The 19,991-nt window shown below is 33.9% G+C and carries 16 protein-coding genes and 1 pseudogene; 8 read left to right on the top strand and 9 right to left on the bottom strand.

What is annotated here, in order from left to right:
- Together ahpF and B9T31_RS17275 are read left to right on the top strand one after the other, a co-directional pair.
- Window positions 1–1,061, top strand: a 1,061-nt coding sequence (ahpF, locus tag B9T31_RS17270; protein ID WP_086183166.1) for an alkyl hydroperoxide reductase subunit F, incomplete at its 5' end; no start/stop codon positions are given.
- Window positions 1,062–1,279: 218 nt separating this feature from the next.
- Window positions 1,280–1,594 carry a hypothetical protein gene (locus B9T31_RS17275; RefSeq protein WP_086183179.1) on the top strand — a complete coding sequence of 105 codons (315 nt, stop codon included), beginning with the start codon at window positions 1,280–1,282 and terminating at the stop codon, window positions 1,592–1,594.
- A 68-nt stretch (window positions 1,595–1,662) separates the two neighbouring features.
- On the opposite strand, the gene B9T31_RS17280 is transcribed toward B9T31_RS17275, so the two are convergent.
- Both B9T31_RS17280 and B9T31_RS17285 read right to left on the bottom strand, forming a co-directional pair.
- Window positions 1,663–2,949, bottom strand: a complete 1,287-nt coding sequence (locus B9T31_RS17280; protein WP_086183167.1) for a dicarboxylate/amino acid:cation symporter — start codon at window positions 2,947–2,949, stop codon at window positions 1,663–1,665.
- 691 nt (window positions 2,950–3,640) lie between these two features.
- On the bottom strand, window positions 3,641–4,165 hold the full coding sequence (locus tag B9T31_RS17285) for a hypothetical protein (protein WP_086183168.1): 525 nt from the start codon (window positions 4,163–4,165) through the stop codon (window positions 3,641–3,643).
- A gap of 177 nt (window positions 4,166–4,342) precedes the next feature.
- Here B9T31_RS17285 and B9T31_RS17290 point away from each other — a divergent pair, with 177 nt between their 5' ends.
- Window positions 4,343–5,386 (top strand): NAD(P)H-dependent flavin oxidoreductase, encoded by a 1,044-nt coding sequence (locus B9T31_RS17290; protein WP_086183169.1) that lies wholly within the window; start codon window positions 4,343–4,345, stop codon window positions 5,384–5,386.
- 32 nt (window positions 5,387–5,418) lie between these two features.
- Window positions 5,419–6,099, top strand: a complete 681-nt coding sequence (locus tag B9T31_RS17295; protein WP_171264799.1) for an alpha/beta fold hydrolase — start codon at window positions 5,419–5,421, stop codon at window positions 6,097–6,099.
- A 23-nt stretch (window positions 6,100–6,122) separates the two neighbouring features.
- On the opposite strand, the gene dusB is transcribed toward B9T31_RS17295, so the two are convergent.
- The 3 genes and pseudogenes from dusB to B9T31_RS17310 all read right to left on the bottom strand — a co-directional run.
- Window positions 6,123–7,145: a tRNA dihydrouridine synthase DusB gene (dusB, locus tag B9T31_RS17300; RefSeq protein ID WP_265733391.1), complete on the bottom strand. Its 1,023-nt coding sequence runs from the start codon at window positions 7,143–7,145 to the stop codon at window positions 6,123–6,125.
- Window positions 7,146–7,584: 439 nt separating this feature from the next.
- On the bottom strand, window positions 7,585–8,892 hold the full coding sequence (locus B9T31_RS17305; RefSeq protein WP_086183172.1) for a CitMHS family transporter: 1,308 nt from the start codon (window positions 8,890–8,892) through the stop codon (window positions 7,585–7,587).
- Window positions 8,893–9,586: 694 nt separating this feature from the next.
- Window positions 9,587–9,897, bottom strand: a pseudogene (locus B9T31_RS17310) (IS5/IS1182 family transposase); the annotation flags it as partial.
- Window positions 9,898–10,141: 244 nt separating this feature from the next.
- Between B9T31_RS17310 and B9T31_RS17315 the strand changes: the two are divergent.
- Window positions 10,142–11,647 carry a phospholipase D family protein gene (locus tag B9T31_RS17315; RefSeq protein WP_086183173.1) on the top strand — a complete coding sequence of 502 codons (1,506 nt, stop codon included), beginning with the start codon at window positions 10,142–10,144 and terminating at the stop codon, window positions 11,645–11,647.
- A 294-nt stretch (window positions 11,648–11,941) separates the two neighbouring features.
- Here B9T31_RS17315 and B9T31_RS17320 read toward each other — a convergent pair whose 3' ends face one another.
- Window positions 11,942–12,934 carry an FUSC family protein gene (locus B9T31_RS17320; RefSeq protein WP_086183174.1) on the bottom strand — a complete coding sequence of 331 codons (993 nt, stop codon included), beginning with the start codon at window positions 12,932–12,934 and terminating at the stop codon, window positions 11,942–11,944.
- A 602-nt stretch (window positions 12,935–13,536) separates the two neighbouring features.
- Here B9T31_RS17320 and B9T31_RS17325 point away from each other — a divergent pair.
- Window positions 13,537–14,577 carry an MFS transporter gene (locus B9T31_RS17325; RefSeq protein ID WP_228146085.1) on the top strand — a complete coding sequence of 347 codons (1,041 nt, stop codon included), beginning with the start codon at window positions 13,537–13,539 and terminating at the stop codon, window positions 14,575–14,577.
- Window positions 14,578–14,785: 208 nt separating this feature from the next.
- Here the strand turns inward: B9T31_RS17325 and B9T31_RS17330 are convergent, their stop codons facing one another.
- The 3 genes from B9T31_RS17330 to B9T31_RS17340 form a co-directional block, all read right to left on the bottom strand.
- A complete protein-coding gene (locus tag B9T31_RS17330) occupies window positions 14,786–16,399 on the bottom strand; it encodes a GMC family oxidoreductase (RefSeq protein ID WP_086183175.1) in 1,614 nt (537 codons plus the stop codon).
- Between the two features lie 21 nt (window positions 16,400–16,420).
- The gene (locus B9T31_RS17335) at window positions 16,421–17,290 is read right to left on the bottom strand and encodes a sugar phosphate isomerase/epimerase family protein (protein WP_086183176.1); all 870 of its coding nucleotides are present in this window, start codon (window positions 17,288–17,290) and stop codon (window positions 16,421–16,423) included.
- A gap of 146 nt (window positions 17,291–17,436) precedes the next feature.
- The gene (locus tag B9T31_RS17340) at window positions 17,437–18,510 is read right to left on the bottom strand and encodes a substrate-binding domain-containing protein (protein WP_086183177.1); all 1,074 of its coding nucleotides are present in this window, start codon (window positions 18,508–18,510) and stop codon (window positions 17,437–17,439) included.
- Window positions 18,511–18,735: 225 nt separating this feature from the next.
- On the opposite strand from B9T31_RS17340, the gene B9T31_RS17345 reads away from it, so the two are divergent.
- Both B9T31_RS17345 and B9T31_RS17350 read left to right on the top strand, forming a co-directional pair.
- The gene (locus tag B9T31_RS17345; protein WP_086183178.1) at window positions 18,736–19,401 is read left to right on the top strand and encodes a ThuA domain-containing protein; all 666 of its coding nucleotides are present in this window, start codon (window positions 18,736–18,738) and stop codon (window positions 19,399–19,401) included.
- Between the two features lie 44 nt (window positions 19,402–19,445).
- Window positions 19,446–19,991 (top strand): thiamine pyrophosphate-binding protein (locus tag B9T31_RS17350; protein ID WP_139840947.1); only part of this gene is annotated, 546 nt, incomplete at its 3' end.

Raw genomic sequence — 19,991 nt, forward strand, 5'->3', positions numbered from 1 at the left:
CAGTTCCTATGGTTTTCCAAGATGGGGAACATATCGGTCAAGGTCGTATGACGTTAGAAGAAATCCTTGCTAAATTAGACACCAATTCAGCTGCCAAAGATGCTGAGAAATTGAATGCCAAAGATGCATTTGATGTTTTGGTGATTGGTGGTGGTCCTGCTGGAAATACATCTGCAATTTATGCAGCCCGTAAAGGGATTCGCACAGGTATTGTTGCAGAACGTATGGGGGGGCAAGTCATGGATACCATGGACATTGAAAACTATACCTCCATTCAAAAAACTCAAGGACCAAAGTTTGCTGCAGAAATGGAAGCCCATGTGCGTGAGTACGGTGTTGACATTATGAACTTACAGCGTGTAACGGATATTCGAGGTGCAGATCAAACAACAAACGGTTTAGTTGAAGTGAGCTTAGACAATGGTGCAACACTTTCTTCTAAAACAGTCATTCTTTCAACAGGTGCACGTTGGAGAGAAATGAATGTTCCAGGCGAGCAAGAATACAAAACCCGTGGTGTCGCATATTGTCCACACTGTGATGGTCCATTATTCAAAGGTAAACGCGTTGCTGTCATTGGTGGGGGTAACTCTGGTGTTGAAGCTGCCATTGATCTTGCTGGTTTAGTTGAGCATGTAACTTTGGTTGAGTTTGATACACAATTACGTGCAGACCAAGTTCTACAAGATAAACTTCATAGCTTGCCCAATACGACAGTGATTTTAAATGCATTATCAACGGAAGTTGTTGGTGATGGTTCACAAGTGACTGCATTAAAGTATAAGGATCGTGCAACTGACATTGAGCATACAATCGAATTAGCAGGAATTTTTGTACAAATTGGCTTATTACCAAATACAGATTTCTTGAAGGAAACAAACGTTGAGCTTTCAAATCGTGGTGAGATTGTGATTAACGAACGTAATGAAACTAATGTCAAAGGTGTTTTTGCTGCGGGAGACTGTACAACCGTACCATATAAACAAATCATTATTGCCACGGGTGAAGGCGCGAAAGCAGCACTTTCCGCATTTGATTATATTATTCGTTCAGGGCAATAACTTTTAATTTTGAGTCATCAATAGCCTTTATCTGTCAGATAAAGGCTTTTTTTACCAATCATTTTAAAGACAATATCTTAAGTGACTTACACATAATTAGATAAATAAGACAGCTGATTTTAAATATAGTTTCCATATTGCAAAAAGATAATTTCCATTATATTTTGGTTGGGCTCAATTTAAATTGAGTCATAATGATAAAAGGAAAAAAAACCAAAATGAAAAAAGTACTGATTGCTTTAGGTGTTGTTTCAACAATAATGCTTGTAGGCTGTAAAAAAGATAAAGCACCCGAGACCACGACTGAGTCAGCTGCCTCTCAAGTCGTTGCTGATGTCAAACAAGCAACAACAACCGCGACATCTGAAGTACACGATGCAACAACTCAACTAGGAACCGCTACTCATCAAGCAATTTCTAAAACTGAAGAAACCGCTCATGATGTAAAAGGTGCTGCAAAAGATGCGGCAGCTCAAGTAGCTGGTGCAATTGAAACTGGAGCAGCAACAGTGAAAGAAAAAGCACAACAATAATTTTACAATTGATTCAAAAATAAAGCCCCCAATTGGGAGCTTTATTTTTAGCATAAATTTATAGTTTTTTATTTTTTCAGCGTTAAATCAAGCTGTTGTTTATCTAATGCATTATCCCAACGCGCAACAACAATTGTTGCACACGCATTACCAACCAAGTTAGTTAACGCACGACATTCTGACATGAAACGATCAATACCCAGAATAAGCGCCATACCTGCAACTGGAACTGCTGGAACGACGGATAAAGTTGCTGCAAGCGTAATAAAGCCCGCACCAGTCACACCAGCCGCACCTTTGGAACTAATCATTGCGACCAATAACAAGGTAATTTGCTCACCAAGAGAAAGATCAATATTACATGCTTGGGCAATAAATAGTGCAGCCATGGTCATATAAATATTTGTACCGTCTAAGTTAAATGAATAACCTGTAGGAATAACCAAACCAACCACAGATTTCTCACAACCCGCTTTTTCCATTTTATCCATTAATGATGGTAAAGCTGCTTCTGATGAACTTGTTCCGAGTACTAACCATAATTCATCTTTAATATAACGAATAAGGTCAAGAATAGAGAAACCGTTATATCTTGCAACAGCACCCAAGATAAATAATACGAAGAATAATGAGGTGATATAGAATGTTGCAATTAACATCATCAAGTTACCAATACTTGAAATCCCATAAGCACCAATCGTAAATGCCATCGCACCGAATGCACCAATAGGCGCAAACTTCATCAACATTCCAACAAGTTTAAATACTGGCGCTGTTAAATTATTTAACAATTCAGTAATTGGCTTACCCTTATCCCCGATGCTTGCAAGTGCCAAGCCAAAGAGTACAGCAACAAATAATACTTGTAAGATATCACCGCCAACCAATGGACTGACCAAAGTTTTTGGAATGATGTTCATGAAGAAATCAACGATAGATGCATCGTGTGCTTTTTCAACGTAAGTTGCAACTTTATCTTCATGTAAAGATGCAGGATCAATGTTTAATCCCTTACCTGGTTGAATCAGGTTTGCCACAACCATACCAACAATTAATGCAAGCGTGGAGAACGTCAGGAAGTAAAGCATCGCTTTGCCTGTAACACGTCCAACTGCACCCATATTCGTCATTCCCGCAATACCTGTCGAAACAGTTAGGAAAATAACAGGCGCAATAATCATTTTAACAAGATTAATAAATGAAACGCCGAGTGGCTTCAGGCTTTCACCAATTTCAGGAGAATAGTGTCCGAGTATAATACCCGCAATAATTGCAAAAATTACTTGAACATACAGAATTTGATAAAACTTTTGTTTTTTTGGCGGCTGAGCATGCTCATCAACATGAATATCCATATAGGAGGCCTTTAAAGTCAAGTAAACGAAATTGGGTATTTAGTTTCATGATGATTTAATCATAAAAATAAATGGGTTCTTGATGTGAAATCACATTAAAGGCGGCAATTTTAATGAAAATAAAATTAATATTTCAAGCTTTTATCTAATCAATTAGTCGTATATTTATATATCTTTTTTAACTTAAACATACAATTTAAATACATAAAAATGCTAAAGACTTTTACTCTCAACATCTTATTTAAAAGATAGGCTACATAATAAATTAAATAATTACAAAAAAATTTAAAAAATCAATATCTTAAAAAAAATAAAAGTTAATTTGATTAAAATAATTTACAAATGTATTTTAATTAATAACATCAAAAAATTTAATGATCACCTCCTTAAGAAAGATCAAATTAAAATAATTTTTAACGATTATTTAGAAATCGATAAATTCATAAAATATTTTATGTCATTAAAAATAATCAAAGGAATATTTTATTGAGAAATACTAAATCAGATTTTTTGAATTTTTTTATCGTTTTTACTAATAAAATTGAATTTAATCATCTGTTCAAACATTTACTTCATTGTTTGAATCATTTGATCATTCGAATAATATGAATAGAATTTCATTCTTGTTAGAAGAATATAGAAATATAAATTGAGCTTACAGAATTCGCATTTGTACTTTCAAAGAATAAGCCTAATTTTTTAAAGCAGCTTTTAAATTGCATCCATACCCCATCACTTCTTGAACCTGACGGTATGTTGTATATCGATTCAAAATAAAATCATAAAATTGATCTTCCGATGAAAAATCTTTTTCTAAATTTTCCTGAGCAGTATTCGGAAGTTTTAAACCGTTAACCAGCTTTAAATTATAATGTCCAAGACGGTACATTTCAGTAAAATAATCATTCATTAAATGGCAATAGGCAACTTTGGTTGGCTTGAGTGAGGTGCTTGCCACTAAATGCAAATTCAATGTTCTTAAATTGTTGGTATCAAGTGGGTATTGATTTGCAAAAGCAATATATTCAGTTCGTTTAAATTGTTTAAAATTCTGTGCCAATTGAATATTTAACTGATTGAATCGCTGTTGCAACTGCTGAATATCATGAACTTGATAGGTGCTTATATCCACGGGCACTTTTTTGTCTTTTTCTACAGTGCAACCTATAAAAAAAACACTTGCAATTAAAGTCGTCAAAATAAACGGCTTCTTCATCTTAGACTCAAACAATTCAATTTATGGCTGTATTATGCCTGAAAGCCAATCACTTTACTTAATATTATTCAAATCAGTAACTACATTTTCTCAGATATTCCACAGAAAAATAACGAATATTATTTGCCTATCAAGACACTCTTGTGCAAAGTATATCTATGTTTAAGGAGGATAAAAATGACGGCATTATTAGCACAACTTGGAATACAACACCCCATTTTTCTTGCACCTATGGCTGGTATTTCAACACCTGAATTGGCTGCCGAAGTATCAAATCAAGGGGGGTTAGGTGCTTTAGGATTAGGTGCAAATTCGATTCAAACTGCGCGCCAACAAATATTACAAACACAAGCACTTACTCATCATCCATTTCAGGTCAATTTTTTCTGTCATCAAAGCCAAGCAATACATGAGCAAGATGCACAAGCATGGATCCAACAATTTTCAACTAAATTTCAAGCATTAGGTGTGCCTACTCCAACACATTTAAATTGTATTTATCCAAGCTTCGCAGACAATGATGATTTTTTAGAGCTTGTTTTAGAAACGCATCCTAAAGCCGTAAGCTTTCATTTTGGCTTACCTTTACCCCACCAGATTCAAGCATTAAAAAATGCAGGTATTATCACCATGGTTTCTGCCACAAATTTAGCAGAAGCAAAAGTAATAGAAGCAGCAGGTATTGATATTATTATTGCGCAAGGCATTGAAGCTGGTGGACATCGCGGTATTTTTAATGAACATTACGATGCTGCAATTAAAACAACTGATTTAGTACAATTACTTAAACAATATTGCAAAAGTCCAATTATTGCTGCGGGTGGCATTATGAATGGCCAACAAGCAAAATATGCTTTAGATTTAGGTGCAGATGCTGTGCAATTAGGTACAGCATTTGTGCAATGTAAAACATCAAATGCACACGATGCTTATCGGAAGGCCTTATTTGAACAACCTTTAACTCAAATTACAGCCAGCATCTCTGGACGCCCAGCACGTGGTTTAATTAATCATTGGCATAAAGAAATAGATACACCTAATCGCTTAACTGTACCTGCCTATCCTTATGCCTATGATTTAGCAAAGCAATTACATGCTGCGGCAAGCAAACACAATGATTATGGATACGGTGCATTTTGGGCGGGTTCTAATGTTGCCCAAATTCGTGCTTTAGAAGCTGCTGATTTAATCAATCAACTGATTTTAGAAATGAAATCTTAATTTATAGATCAATCAGAATCATGGTGATAAATATGCAAATTGATTTTAGTGGTTTTCAATTATTTACTTCTTGCATACACCCGACATTTCATCATCAAAGCTTAATGATTCATGGGGGCGCTCGCTCTCATGATATTTTTCATACCTTACGGAGCATTTTAGCTGAATATCACGTTGGCTCTATTTCGTTTGATTGTATTGGACATGGACAATCTGATGGTCAATTTTCTGATTCATCGCTCAATTCACGCACCCAACAAGCCCTCGCTATTCTTCAATATATAAATACTCACATCAAAACATGTATTGGGGTAAGTATGGGTGCCTATAATGCTTTAAAACTCAGTAAACTATTGACATTAGATGCTTTGGTTTTGATTGTCCCTGGCGTTTATACACCTGATGCCTATGACATCCCCTTTGGGACTTCATTTCGTCAGATCATACGCCAAACGAACAGTTGGCAAAATTCAGATGCTTGGGAAATTATTCACCAATTTAAAGGTAAACTACTTATTGTTTCCGCACAAGATGATGAAGTAATTCCTGATGAGATTCCACTTAATCTGTTTAATGCTGCCACACAATGTCAATGGAAACATCATTTGATCATTCCAAATGCACAACATAAACATATTTTAAATTATATTTTCGAAACCCCTCAATTAAAATATAAGTTTCTCTATTATTTAAAAAAATGTTTATCGATTTAATCCACAATTTAAGGTTTTGAAATTTATGAGTCCGAATGCAGTAAGTTTACTTTTTCAACCTGCACATCACTCATTGTATTGCCATATACCAATAAATGATTAAAATAATTTTCAACCACTCGATATTGTTCTGCGGTCGATTCTACTTGATACATACTTTGCCGAAATTCATTACTTGATCTCAGTCCTTTGGTATACCACGCAATGTGTTTACGTGAAATTCTACATCCTGAATATTCTCCATAAAACTCATATAATTCACTTAAATGATTTAATAATACATCTTTTACTTCTTGAATATTTGGTGCTTCTAGATATTCACCAGTGTTTAAAAAATGACTAATTTCTCTAAAAATCCACGGTCTTCCCTGCGCAGCACGACCAATCATAATGGCATCTGCACCTGTATAATCTAAAACATATTTGGCTTTTCCAGGACTATCAATATCTCCATTTGCGATAACAGGAATTGAAAGTGCTGATTTCACCTCTTTAATTAAAGAATATCGTGCCGTATTTAAATACATGTCTTCACGTGTACGCCCATGCAAAGCCAATGCAGCAATTCCTGCATTTTGTGCACATTGAGCAACACGCATAATATTTTCCTGACCGTTCAAATACCCTAAACGAGTTTTTAGTGTAACTGGTACATCTACAGCCGCCACTACCGCATCTAAAATTCGTGCAACCAAATCTTCATCTTGCAATAAAGCAGAACCTGCTAGTTTGTTACATACCTTTCTTGCAGGACATCCCATATTGATATCGACGATTTGTGCACCATTTGCGACTTGATACTTCGCAGCCTCTGCTAAATCTTTAGGGTCAGAACCTGCGATTTGCGCAGAAATAGGTGCAATTTCACCATCAAAATTCGCCCGATATAGGCTTTTTTTACTCATGCGTAAGGTTTTGTCAGAAGTCATCATTTCACTGACCGCATGACCTGCACCAAAATATTTACATAAGGTTCTAAAAGGACGATCTGTTACACCTGCCATGGGTGCAACCCAAATCTGGTTACGTTTTGATTTATCAAACAATTCTTTGATTACGTTGTTTTTACTCAAAATCTTGAACCTCGTTTAACGACTTTAAATCAATCCTTATTAACGCTTAGTGTACTTCATCACGTACACTTCATATTATAAAAATTACAAGAATATCGCTACGAAAGTGACAATCTAAAAGATAAAATACGATATTTTGTTCAAATATTCATATCGTATGACTCACACGAAACAAATTGATGTGATATTCGAATTTTAAAAAGTATTATTATTCAATCATCAAGTAAGTAAAATAAAATGTTGATTGAATTACAGTTAAATGAAATACAACAAAACATTCATTCTAAAGATACAAAAAATATTGAACGACAATACATATAAAACTACCCCTGAAATGAGAAGAAATATCCAATTTCAGAGGTATCCATACAATCATTTATTATTTAAATAAATAATTCTACTTTCGGTTTAATTAATAAAGTCCTAATAAATAGCCAAGCGCTAATAAATAGAAACTATATAACCAAATCCAACCAAATGAATAACGTAAATGACGTCCCATTTCAGTTCCAGCTAATCCCATTGCCAACCAAGTTGCTGGTGAGAATGGGCTTACAAATGTACCTGCGTTATTTCCAATTGCCATTGCGTATACAACTGCATCAGGTGATACACCTGCTGTTGCCGTTACTTCTTGTACAATCGGTAATAAAGCAAAATAATAAGCATCGGTACTTGTAAATAAATCCATAGGAACACCAAGAATTCCTACAAAAATATGTAACATACCGACCCATGTTGTTGGCAAGATATAGATCAAATCAACAGCAATCGACTTCAGCATTCCAGATTCTGACATAATCCCCAAAAATGCACCTGCAGCAAAAATGATCGCAACCATACTCAACGATTGTGGTGCATGGCGACTGATTGCTTGCATTTGCTCTTTTGGATTTGGGAAGTTAATGAGTAACAATAAAGCCAATGCAATCATAAATACATATGGTGCTGAAAATAAGCCAAATGCTAGACAAGCAATCGAGATTAAGATTAAAGCAATATTAATAATAAAGTTCTTAGGCTTAATCTCCTCATTATTTTCCTCAGGAAGATCTTTAATTAAACAATCTTGCTCAAAAGGTGTTGTTCCTAACAGGCTTGCTGCTGCAATTCTACGCTGTTCACGTTTCCCCATTATCGCTGCAAACCCAACCATTCCCAACATACCTAAAAGCTGTACAGGAATAATATTTTGCCATAAAACAGAAGCATCAATTCCAGTAACTGCAGATGCTCTCCCCAATGGACCACCCCAAGGTACCATATTCATGACCCCCATACTTCCTGCCATAAGTAACAGCATGAGATATGGACTCATTCCCAATTTACGATACAAAGGAAGTAATGCAGGAATAATAATTAAAAATGTTGCCGCACCAGAACCATCTAAATGTACCACTCCAGCAATAACTGCTGTAGCCATCGCGACAATAACAACATTACCTCTTGTAAGCGTAACCATTCTTTTTATTAATGGATCAAAAACATGCAACTCTTTCAAAATACTAAAGAATAAAATTGCAAATAAAAACATCACTGCAACTTTAGTTACCTTCGTTATTCCAGCTTCAAAAAAAGTTGATATCTCTGATGGCGAAAAACCTGCAATAAACGCACCAATAAGCGGAATGATTGACATTGCTAAAATTGGATTTACCTTTCCCGTCATGAGTAATGTCACAATTGTGACAATGATGAGGATTCCAATTAATGTTAGCATTAAACACTCCGTGTAGTTAAATAAACATAAAATACGTGAAAGGTACCATTATTTTCCATATTTCAATTATTAATCAATAAATAAATCTTATTTATATAAAAAAAGTTCTTTATTTGTTTTTTTTATGATCTTTTTCTTTATATCGATCTATATGTATCGATATAAGAATGATATGAGCAATATAACGCATTTATAATTTTTAAAAGTCAATTATAAAACAATAAAAAATCTCTAAAAATTATAATTTATTAAGCATAGTTATTCGTATAACAATATATCAATATTAATATATATATCACATGAAATGGATAAGCAAAATTCACCCTTATGTACAATACTTTGACTTACTTAAAAGTTTTAAAATTTAATTCATATCGTATGAAAATTGAGAGTATCACATCTTCTCAGTGAGTTTTTTCCTCACCCTCAATTATATATTTCCAACTCTACTTATTAATAACACACACCAAAAACATTTAATAAGTCTCACTTAATTAAAATAATACACATTAATAAGTTGTCTTTTTTACAACATTTTTAACATTTTCTGAGTAAGATTACATGTTATGAAATTAAACCGATTTCTTATCGATTAAGAAATTCTTTAAAGTCGATTTGTATTTGTTAAAATTTCACTGAATATTATTAGCGTCTGTCGGCATTTCATAATAAGTAACCAAATAAAAATACAAGTTCACAGAGGTAAAGCAACTGAGTTTTCATCGTTCCTCTTTCGCTTATCATATCGAGTTGCAATTCCTCTGGAATGCGTTAATTTGGCAAATGTATTTTTAACTAAACGTTTAATTTCATATAAGTATCAATCTATGTGGTGATGAGTTGATTTAGAATTACATTTCTTTGCGATACTTGTTTTGGTGTGGGTGGGTATCTTCAATTTTCGTTCTGAATAATTCAGAATCATAGCCCTGATCTGCACATCTTTTTTGTTTCTTTTAAATCTAAATTATCTATTAAGTCAGGCACAATTTTCACATTATGAGTAATCTACTAATACGATAAAAAATTGCTTCGGTAAATAACCTTAAATTATGTTTGAGATAAATACCGAAATTGGAGAGAATAGATTTCAGCTTAAGCCAGTGTTGATTATTCAGCGTGGTATGAGGCATAGCAAAGAGTGAATTGGGTTGGACAATTGAATTCTAATTTTTCATTATTTTTTGCATTGTATATGTCAACAGACCCTAATTAATGTGCACTATTTTTCACAGGATTATAATTATTCATGGTCGATCATGTAAAAAAGCATAAAAATAGTCTAGAAATATTCAACTCTTCCCTTGAAAGCAATGACTGGTTTCATTCTGAACAAGATATTGAACATAAAATTGCACAAGGTTTAACTGCTTTTTTACCTTTATATGATGCTTTTTTAAGTATTGCAACTCGATTACATTTAATTGCCAAAGCTCAACATCATATTGATTTACAATACTATATTTGGGCAGATGATGAACTTGGGCACTTACTTCTTTCAGAACTTCTTAAAGCAGCTAATCGAGGGGTACAAATCCGTTTACTGATTGATGATCAAAATGGTACTCAGCTTGATTCTAGTCTAGAACAACTTGTGACCCATCCAAATTTTTCGATTAAATTTTATAATCCCTATAAATTTAGAAAATTACGTGCACTGGATTTTCTATATAGAGCATTTCAAATAAACCGTCGCATGCACAATAAACTGATCATTGCTGATGGTGAAATTGCAGTTACGGGCGGACGAAATATTAGTCGGCAGTATTTTGATGCCAGTGATAAATCTGAATTTACAGATTTCGATATTTTATTTTATGGCCCTACTGTTATAGATGCTAATCAACTATTTCTAAACTTTTGGAATGATACATTAAGTTGCCCAGTTGATAATTTTTTAAAATCAGGTACAGCAGCGGGTCTACAGCAGTTAGAATATAAATATGAGCAAGAAAGCCTTGTAAAAACAACAGATAAAGAAAAGCTCTTCCATGCTGAAAAATTACTTAGAGAATATCATTTAACAAAACAACCACTCCGTTGGGCCAAAGCCCATTTTATCGGTGACATTCCCAATAAAACTCGTAATAAAGCAAATAAAGAAGATCTTTTATATACAAAATTTATGAAAATCATGGGGATGCCAAAACATCATTTTCAACTGGTTTCAGCATATTTCATTCCCACTAAATTCGGTGTAGAGCAATTAACGAGTATTAAAGAATCACAAGCCAGTGTTCGTATTCTTACCAATTCTTATTTAGCAAACAATGTTCCAATTGTGCATGCTTTTTATCAACAATATAGAAAAAAACTTTTAACTTCTGATATCAAAATTTACGAGTTAAAACCTTTCATTCAACAAAAAAAACGAACATGGTATGAAGTTATCACGGGCAATGTCATTCCTGCTAAAAACAAAAATAGCTCTTGTTTACATGCTAAATTTTTCTATATTGATCATAAGGTTTTTATTGGATCATTCAATTTCGATCCTAGATCTACATCTTTAAATACTGAAGTGGGTTTAGTTATTGAATCTGAAAGCTTACAACAAGAAATTCATCAATCATTATCTCAATTGTTACCTCGTATCGCCTATGAGCTAAAACTTAATGAACATGGAAAAATAATTTGGATCGAACAGCAGGATGATGGCAATGTGGTCATACATGAATATGAACCAGAGACGACTTTATTTCAAAGACTCATGATCAAAGTAACCTCAATTCTGCCAATAGAGTGGATAATGTAAAAATTTAAATCGATTGAAATTCCATTCAATATTTCTTTGTCATACAAAACTAAAAGTGTTTTCACAATATGTATGTTCAATAGCTTTTAGCGACTTTGTTTCATCATTAAAATACTCTTCAAATTTTAAAAGACTATTGAATTAGGATTACCAAACATTGTTGTACTTTCAAGTTCACGTAATGAATCAGATGATTACATCTATTTTTAATTTTATTAACTTTTTATATCAATATTTCTGATTTAAAAAAAACTAATTTTTATTGAGAATAAAACATTACACTCTAAATATATTTCATATCCTAATTTTCTTTAATATAAAACTTGCAATAAGCGCTATAGAACCACCAATAATTGTTTCATAAATTCTAGAGTAAGGCAGTTGATAATTTGGATCATGTAAGTAAATCGTTTTTTCAATTAACAATAAAACAAATAGAGTAATACCAAAGCTTTTTAACAAATAATTCATCTTAAAAAAACTAGGTAGTAAAAATATAATAATAAGCATCATAAAAATATAAAAATAAATATGCTCAAAATTTAATAAATGAAAAATAAGAACTATCATTAATGCACCGAATAAACTACCAATTACTCTATAAATTGTTATTTTTATAATATCATTTTCTTTAGGTCTTAATAAAATAATGAAAGTCAGTGGTGCCCAGTAAGGGCGATACAAATCAAAATAACTAGGAATATATAAGCTTAAGAAAATACAAAAGCTATAAACCATTGATCTTAAAAAAATTCTCTCTTGACTAAGATATGTTTTTTTAGCAAAAAGCCCGTTTCTAAATGAATCTATATCGTAATTTTTATGCCGTAATATTGTTAACAATATTACGCTAATCGTAATTCCAGTTATATAAGCAAAAATTAAGTCTATATTCACATTTTGCATAGATGTTCCTATACAAGAGAATATAAGAAGAAATGGAAATGTCCGATCTATGTAAGGATCTTTATTATAAGAAACGTAGTAGAAAAATGACAAAATAAAAATATATAAATAAAATAATATCGATATTTTTAAGGTGTGTCCTATAATTCCACCAATTAATACAATTAACAACAACGTCCAAATATAAAATATATTTCCTTTATTATCTTTGGCTTCAGATATAATATGTGAAAAGAGAGTCGTAATGGCTGCAACAACCGCTCCTAAAGCTCCAAAAAATAAAAAACAAAAAATACTGTTTATCAATGATGTTATTAAAAATACACCATTATCATGAAAATTTATATCTATGTACTTATTGTTCAATACTTTATTTTTCATCCTAACCCGCAAGTTCCTTCTGTAATTCTCACATCAATAACCGAAGTTAAAAATAGAGATTAAGCAGCCATTAAAGATGACCTTCCATTGTTGGTTCGGTATCGTCGTTCATGATTGTAATACCACAGCCAACATGTTGCACAAAGATTCAAACGCTAGATTGCCCCTAAGTCACTCAAATGTAAATGACAACTTAGATATGAGATCGAATTAATTCTGTAAATTTATTTAAGACTATTCTACCTACATGAATCTCATTCACCTGACTTTGAGAGCTTCCCACACTCAGTTAATCTCTCGGCACTCTGGCATTAATCTCTAATTGACGATAATCAAATTCATTGTTAGGCGTTGTATGAATATATGCTAACGCCCCAGTTCCTCCACCGAGTACAAACTCGAATATATATCCTCTAAAGCAACTTAAGCACTTCAATTTGCTTCACTTTTTTAAATTTCGCGAAATTATAGTTTTCAAATCTGTGTAATATGATGATTAACCAAAAAATATACATTCTATGTTGCTTAAGGTTAAAAAATACATGATAAGATCCGATCATCTATCAAATATCGATCAATCTATTTTACTCAAAGTTAGGAATATGCTCTTTCTTGTATTCCTAATTCTTGGTTTCATTATGGCTACTTGGATTGTTCGTACTCCATCTATACGCGATATACTCAATGCATCAATCATGCAAATGGGACTGGTGCTTTTAGGCTTTTCTATTGGTTCAATCGCTGGTATTTTTAGCTCACAAAAAATAACTTTAAAACTAGGCGCAGATCGAAGTATTACACTTGGGCTTTGCGCAGCCTTATCTGGTTTAATCACGCTCTCGATAGGAAGCATCGTGAGTTCAATCTGGATTGTATCTTGTGGTCTAGGTTTAATTGGTGCAGGTATTGCTCTTTCAGAAGTTGCCGTTAATTTTTTAGGTTCACATATTGAACGTAATCTCAAAACGCATGTATTAACACTTATTCATGCATGTTTTAGTTTAGGTACGGTTCTAGGGGGTGTTTCTGGTGTTATCTTAATGGCATTTAATGTTGATTTCATTAAACATATGTTAATTGTTTTCGCATTATTATGCCCAATTACAATATATGCAACAACCCAATTAAACAATGCTCCAGGTTCCAAATTAACAAATCAGAATCGACAATCTAATCTTATCGATACGCTTCGCAGAGATCCTCAACTGATTGTCATCGGTTTTATTGTCTTAGCAGTTGCTTTAGCCGAAGGTACTGCAAATGACTGGCTACCATTATTAATTGTTGATACCTATAAAGTACCTGAATATTTTGGGTCTTTAATTTTTATTATTTTTGCGCTGACCATGACCATTGGGCGTTTCATTGGGGTGCGCTTTCTAAATACATTCAATGTAGCGACAGTCATGCGTGTCAGCAGTATGATTGGTGCTTTGGGAATTTTAATTTTAGTTCTTTCTAACAATATATATTACGGCCTTTGCAGTTGTATTATGGGGAATTGGGGCATCACTCGGTTTTCCAGTCGCAATGTCCGCTGGTGCTGGCTCGGGAGAAAATGCAGCGACAAGAATCAGCATTCTAGCAATGATTGGCTATACCGCTTTTTTAGTTGGTCCTCCAATGTTAGGTTTCGTTGGTGAACAAATTGGCTTAAAAATGACAATGTTCGTCATTTTTGCTCTTCTGTTTGTTCCTATTATTTTTGCAAATACATTAAATACTGAACAAAAAACCAAACGACCTCATTAGATTTTCATCTATTAATATTCCATTAGTATTGATAAATAAAAGGCAAGTGACATTATCACTCGCCTTCTAACTTAGAATACACATAAGATATTTAAAAGATTAAGAATTCAAAATTAGCTCTGCAGCCTTTTCTCCAATCATAATCGTAACAGCATTTAAATTTCCAGAAATCACATTAGGCATTATTGAAGCATCTGCCACACGTAAACCTTCAATACCATGAACTTTAAGTTCAGGGTCAACGACTGAAGTTAATTCATCCTTTCCAATCTTACAAGTTCCACATGGATGTAAACCAGGATAAGCTTCATTTCTAACAAAATTTTCAAAATCTTCCGAGGATTCAAGTGGTTTTTCAGGAACATGACTGCTTTCCACATAATCTTTAAACGCATCCTGAGACATAATACTTTGAACTAACTTTGCGCCATCTGCTAAGGTTTTTAGATCATTCGGTGCTGTAATATAATTCGGTACAATTAATGGTTGTTGATATGGATCTGCACTTTGTAGCTTTATATAACCTACTGATTCTGGTCGCGTTTGCGTAATACTAATTGTACAGCCATTACCACCAGGCACCCCATCTTTGCCCTCTTCAATGCCTGCACCAGCTAAGAAAAATAATTGAAGATCAGGTAATTTTTTACCCTGTGAACTCCACCAAAATGCACCAGTTTCAATAATATTAGAAGTCGCTGGCCCAGCATTAAATAGTAAAAATTGTAATCCAGCGACTGCTTGCCACTGTAACTTTTTATATTTGTCGTAACTAAAAGCACCTTTTAGTTTATAAACAAGTGACATTTCAATATGATCTTGATAATTTTGTCCTACTTGAGGCAAATCTTTCACGACAGGAATACCATATTGTTCTAAATCTTCTTTGGGTCCTAATCCTGATAACAATAAAAGGTGCGGTGAACCAAATGTACCTGCTGAAATAATAATTTCTTTCTTTGCATATGCCGTTTGCTTTTTGCCATTTTGAATGAACTCGACAGCAACAGCTCGATTACCTTCAAAAATAAGCTTTAAAACTTTACAACCCGTTTCAACCGATAAATTATCTCTTCTATTACTCAAATAAGCTTTTGATGCACTCGAACGACGACCATTGCGAATGGTAACCTGATAAAAACCACAACCTTGCTGCTCACCAGAATTAAAATCTGGGTTATAAGGTAACCCATATTCTTGACATGCTTTTAACCAAACACGAGAAAGATTATGTTTATATGCACAATCTGAAACTCCTAAAGGTCCATTTACGCCATGAACTTTATTGTGGAATATATTGTTATCTTCTGATTTTTTAAAATATTTAATGACATCATGATATCCCCAACCTATTGCACCCGCTTTCTCCCAGTCATCATAATCACTGGAATTTCCTCTAAGATAAAGCATCGCATTTACAGAACTCCCACCTCCTAAAACTTTAGCTTGAACCATAGTGGCTTCATGCTGTGGTGTTTGTTCCGCACTTCTTTGATAATTATAACGTTTTAACAAAGGACCTTGAGCAGTCTTATAATAAGTTACAGGAATATGAATATATATACTTTTATCGCGAGGACCTTCTTCAAGTAAAAGTACAGAATTCTGACTTTTTTCCCCTAACCGTCCTGCAATTGTACTACCTGTGGAACCACCACCAACGATAATATAATCATAGGTTAATTTTGTTTTATTGATTTGAACATCACTCATGATCGTATCCTTACAATTCATTTATTTCAGAATTAAGCTTTCAAGTACTTGATAATGTTTCTTCGCATTATCTAATGGCATATCCTGATGTTCTTTTCGATAAAAGCTCTCTGAAGCCCACCAACCATCATAGCCAGTCGACTTCACTGCATTAACCCATGCCTGTAAATCAATCACACCTTGCCCTAAATCAACATTACGTAAATGAATTTCTTCTGGAATATCTGATGTATTTGCTAAACCATCACACACATGTATCCCATAAATTAAATGAGGATCAATTTTTTTAATATCCTCAGGCGTGTTACCGCATGTATCAAGATGCCAAAAATCAATCAACAATTTCACATTTTTCTTACCAGCAAGTTCAATTGCAGCAATCTGATGTTCCAAACGTCTAAGCGGTGTCCAAGCTAATGCTTCTAAGTAAATCACTAACCCAAATTCTTCTGCTCGATCTGCTAGAATTTTTAAATTTTCTGCGGTCTGTTTAATAATTTCATCTATTTCTAATCCTAATAAGCCGTTATAACCTTGATATTCTTTATTTTCTTTAAAACTAACAACGGCATTAACATCTAAAGGTCCACTCAATACTTGAACGCCTTTTGCTCCACTTTTCTTTGCTAGAGAAAAAATATGAGTTGCATCTTGAATCAATTTATTTTTATCTAAACCTTGACGTTCAATATCGATTAAATAGCCCATACCCGGAATATTCAGTCCATTCAAAAGTAGTTTTAATTCCAACTCTGAAAAACCTGCCTCTAAATAATCAGCAACTTTCTTCGCTGAAAGCTCCAAACTTGTAAACCCAGCTTTTTTCGCAGCATCAACTTCTGCAACCAGCGAACTATATTTAGCAAGGGTTGTATTATGGGTTAATTCCATTTAAATATACTCATGACTTAAAACTAAGCCTATATTTATCATATTCATTATGCTGCAAAAATTTCGCAAACCCTTTATGATATTCGCACTCTGACGCACAAAACATATAACTCTTTTATTTTTAATATTTTTATAAAATTGATTTATCATTGCGGACATGCTGTAGATTTACGTCGTAAAAGCTGTGTTTCAAATATTTTCATTTGAGGCTTTTGTGATTGTTTTTCATTTAGGCTCTCTAATAATAATTGTGCGGCATAAGCTCCTTTTTCTAATAAGGGCTGATGAATCGTTGTTAAATCTCGTATTGAAGCTTCAGGGATATCATCAAAGCCAATCACTGAAAGTTCTTTAGGAACATTAATGTTTTCTTTATTCGCAAAATTTAAACTTCCGATAGCCATTACATCTGATGCCGCAACAATCGCTGTGACTTTATGATCTTGTATGAGTTTATTTGTCGCATTCATCCCATCTTGAATACTAAACCCACCTGCCTCGTATATAGATAACTGTGAAAATGAAATTCCTGCTTTTTCTGCAGCATGTAAATATCCTTTTAATCGTTCTCTAGAAATTCTTTCCGTCGATTTTTCTAAACGCGCTAGATTAATATATCCTTTGTAACCATCTGGTATTAACCGTTCAATAATGATTCCAATTTTTTTATGCCCTAACGATAATATATGTTCCATTTGTTGTATTGCCGCACTTCTGTCATCTATACCAATAAAATGAACATCTTCAATCAACGGTGCATCTAGAATAACTGCTGGAATTTTTTGCCGAATAATTGCACGTACAACTGGGTGATCATCAGGCAATGTTGAAATAATTAAACCATCAACAAGTCCTCGTGTTGCAACACTATACTTTTCTATTTCAACACCATTTTTAAATCGAGAATTATTAATTGGAATAAGTGTTAAAGCCACATCAGCAAGTGCCTCTACACTGCTAATACCTTGTAATAATGAAATAATCCATGGGTCAGTACATGCATATGACAATTGATCCATCACCATTACACCAATTGCTCCCACCCGCCCAGATTTAAGACTTTTAGCTCGAACATCTGGCCCCATATATCCAATTTTTTCAGCAGTTGAAAAAATTAATGCACGCATTTCTTTAGATATCTTGGGTGAACCATTATATGCATATGAAACTGTTGCCTGTGATACACCACATTCTTTTGCAACATCTTTCATTGAAACCATAAACTTACTCCAACAATAAAACCCAAGATTTCTAGATATTTGAATAACTGGCTACTTATACCATATTTATCATGATGCATAATAAGACAACCCACTTCTATCCATTTATGCTAAAAAACAAAAATTCTTCATCGCATAACAATTGACAAAATCATTTCTAATCGCTAATTTTATTACTGGTTATACGTATAACCTAGTTATATAATCAATTGAATGGATACTAAAATGGTTAAAGTTTTATATTTATATGGTGGCTGGCCTGGTCATTTCCCTTATGAAGTTGCACGCTGGATGATGGATTTAATGAAAGAATTAAATTATTCAGTGGAAGAAAGCACAGACATTTTTACGCTAGATCGAGATTTAACAGAATATGATCTCATTATTATTGGTTGGAATAATGCAGTAACAACAGAGACATTGACAACATCACAAGAAAATCATCTTTTAAAAGCAATTGAATCTGGAACAGGTCTCGTTGGTATTCACGGTGCTGGAGCAGCATTTAGATCAAGTTTACGATATCACTGGGTTTTAGGTGGGTCTTTTGTTGAACACCCTGCAGGTGAAGCTTTCCCAAAACCGTATATGGTAAATATGATCGATACAAATCATCCTGTAACAGCGGGTGTCCATGATTTTGAAGTTCGTTCTGAACAATATTATATGGAAGTAGATCCAAATATTCATGTACTTGCAGAAACAACTTTTGATGGGGAACCGATGCCTTGGCTAAAAGGACATAAAAGCCCTGTTGCTTGGGTTAGAAATTGGGGAGAAGGTCGCGTTTTTTATCATTCTATTGGTCATGATACGGATAATCTTTCTGATTCCAATATACGTCTTTTAACAAAACAAGGACTTGCTTGGGCAACACGTAGAAAAAATTAATCTTTTTTATTGCCCTACGAATTTAAGAACCAAGGAAGTTCATCATGAAAAAAAGACTCACGGGTAGTCAGATTGTTGCCCAAACCCTAAAGAATTATGGAGTTGAATACGTCGCAGGTATTCCAGGTCATGGTATCTGGACTCAAACAGACGCTTTTTTGGAAGAAGAATCTAAGATTAAATTCATTCAAGTCTTCCATGAACAAAGTGCTGTTCACTTAGCAGACGGATACTATCGTGTTGCAGGTAAGCCAATGGCTGCTTTTACCTCCATTGGTGCAGGTGCAAGTAATACCGTCATTGGTATGGCAACCGCATTTACTGACTCAACCAGTGTTATGTTAATTACTGGTGGTCCCCCAACACACATGCGTGGTCACGGGTTATTGCAAGAGTTGGAACGTTATACAGACAATGATTTTCCTAAAATTGCTGAAGCAGTCTCTAAACGTCATTGGGTGGTAACTCGTGTTGAAGAACTACCATTTACTATGCACCGTGCATGGAGTGCAATGACCACAGGTCGTCCTGGTCCTGTACATATTGAAATTCCAATGGATGTACAAGCAGAAGCTGCCGAAGTTGCACTA

Origin of the sequence: Acinetobacter sp. ANC 4558 (assembly GCF_002135375.1) — a bacterium.
In the GTDB taxonomy this organism is placed as follows: Bacteria; Pseudomonadota; Gammaproteobacteria; order Pseudomonadales; family Moraxellaceae; genus Acinetobacter.

Excerpts from the sequence above, each read along its gene's own strand:
- B9T31_RS17275 (WP_086183179.1), top strand. The coding sequence starts at position 1,280 with ATGAAAAAAGTACTGATTGCTTTAGGTGTTGTTTCAACAATAATGCTT.
- B9T31_RS17280 (WP_086183167.1), bottom strand. The coding sequence starts at position 2,949 with ATGGATATTCATGTTGATGAGCATGCTCAGCCGCCAAAAAAACAAAAG.
- B9T31_RS17285 (WP_086183168.1), bottom strand. The coding sequence starts at position 4,165 with ATGAAGAAGCCGTTTATTTTGACGACTTTAATTGCAAGTGTTTTTTTT.
- B9T31_RS17290 (WP_086183169.1), top strand. The coding sequence starts at position 4,343 with ATGACGGCATTATTAGCACAACTTGGAATACAACACCCCATTTTTCTT.
- B9T31_RS17295 (WP_171264799.1), top strand. The coding sequence starts at position 5,419 with ATGCAAATTGATTTTAGTGGTTTTCAATTATTTACTTCTTGCATACAC.
- B9T31_RS17305 (WP_086183172.1), bottom strand. The coding sequence starts at position 8,892 with ATGCTAACATTAATTGGAATCCTCATCATTGTCACAATTGTGACATTA.
- B9T31_RS17315 (WP_086183173.1), top strand. The coding sequence starts at position 10,142 with ATGGTCGATCATGTAAAAAAGCATAAAAATAGTCTAGAAATATTCAAC.
- B9T31_RS17320 (WP_086183174.1), bottom strand. The coding sequence starts at position 12,934 with ATGAAAAATAAAGTATTGAACAATAAGTACATAGATATAAATTTTCAT.
- B9T31_RS17325 (WP_228146085.1), top strand. The coding sequence starts at position 13,537 with ATGCTCTTTCTTGTATTCCTAATTCTTGGTTTCATTATGGCTACTTGG.
- B9T31_RS17330 (WP_086183175.1), bottom strand. The coding sequence starts at position 16,399 with ATGAGTGATGTTCAAATCAATAAAACAAAATTAACCTATGATTATATT.
- B9T31_RS17335 (WP_086183176.1), bottom strand. The coding sequence starts at position 17,290 with ATGGAATTAACCCATAATACAACCCTTGCTAAATATAGTTCGCTGGTT.
- B9T31_RS17340 (WP_086183177.1), bottom strand. The coding sequence starts at position 18,510 with ATGGTTTCAATGAAAGATGTTGCAAAAGAATGTGGTGTATCACAGGCA.
- B9T31_RS17345 (WP_086183178.1), top strand. The coding sequence starts at position 18,736 with ATGGTTAAAGTTTTATATTTATATGGTGGCTGGCCTGGTCATTTCCCT.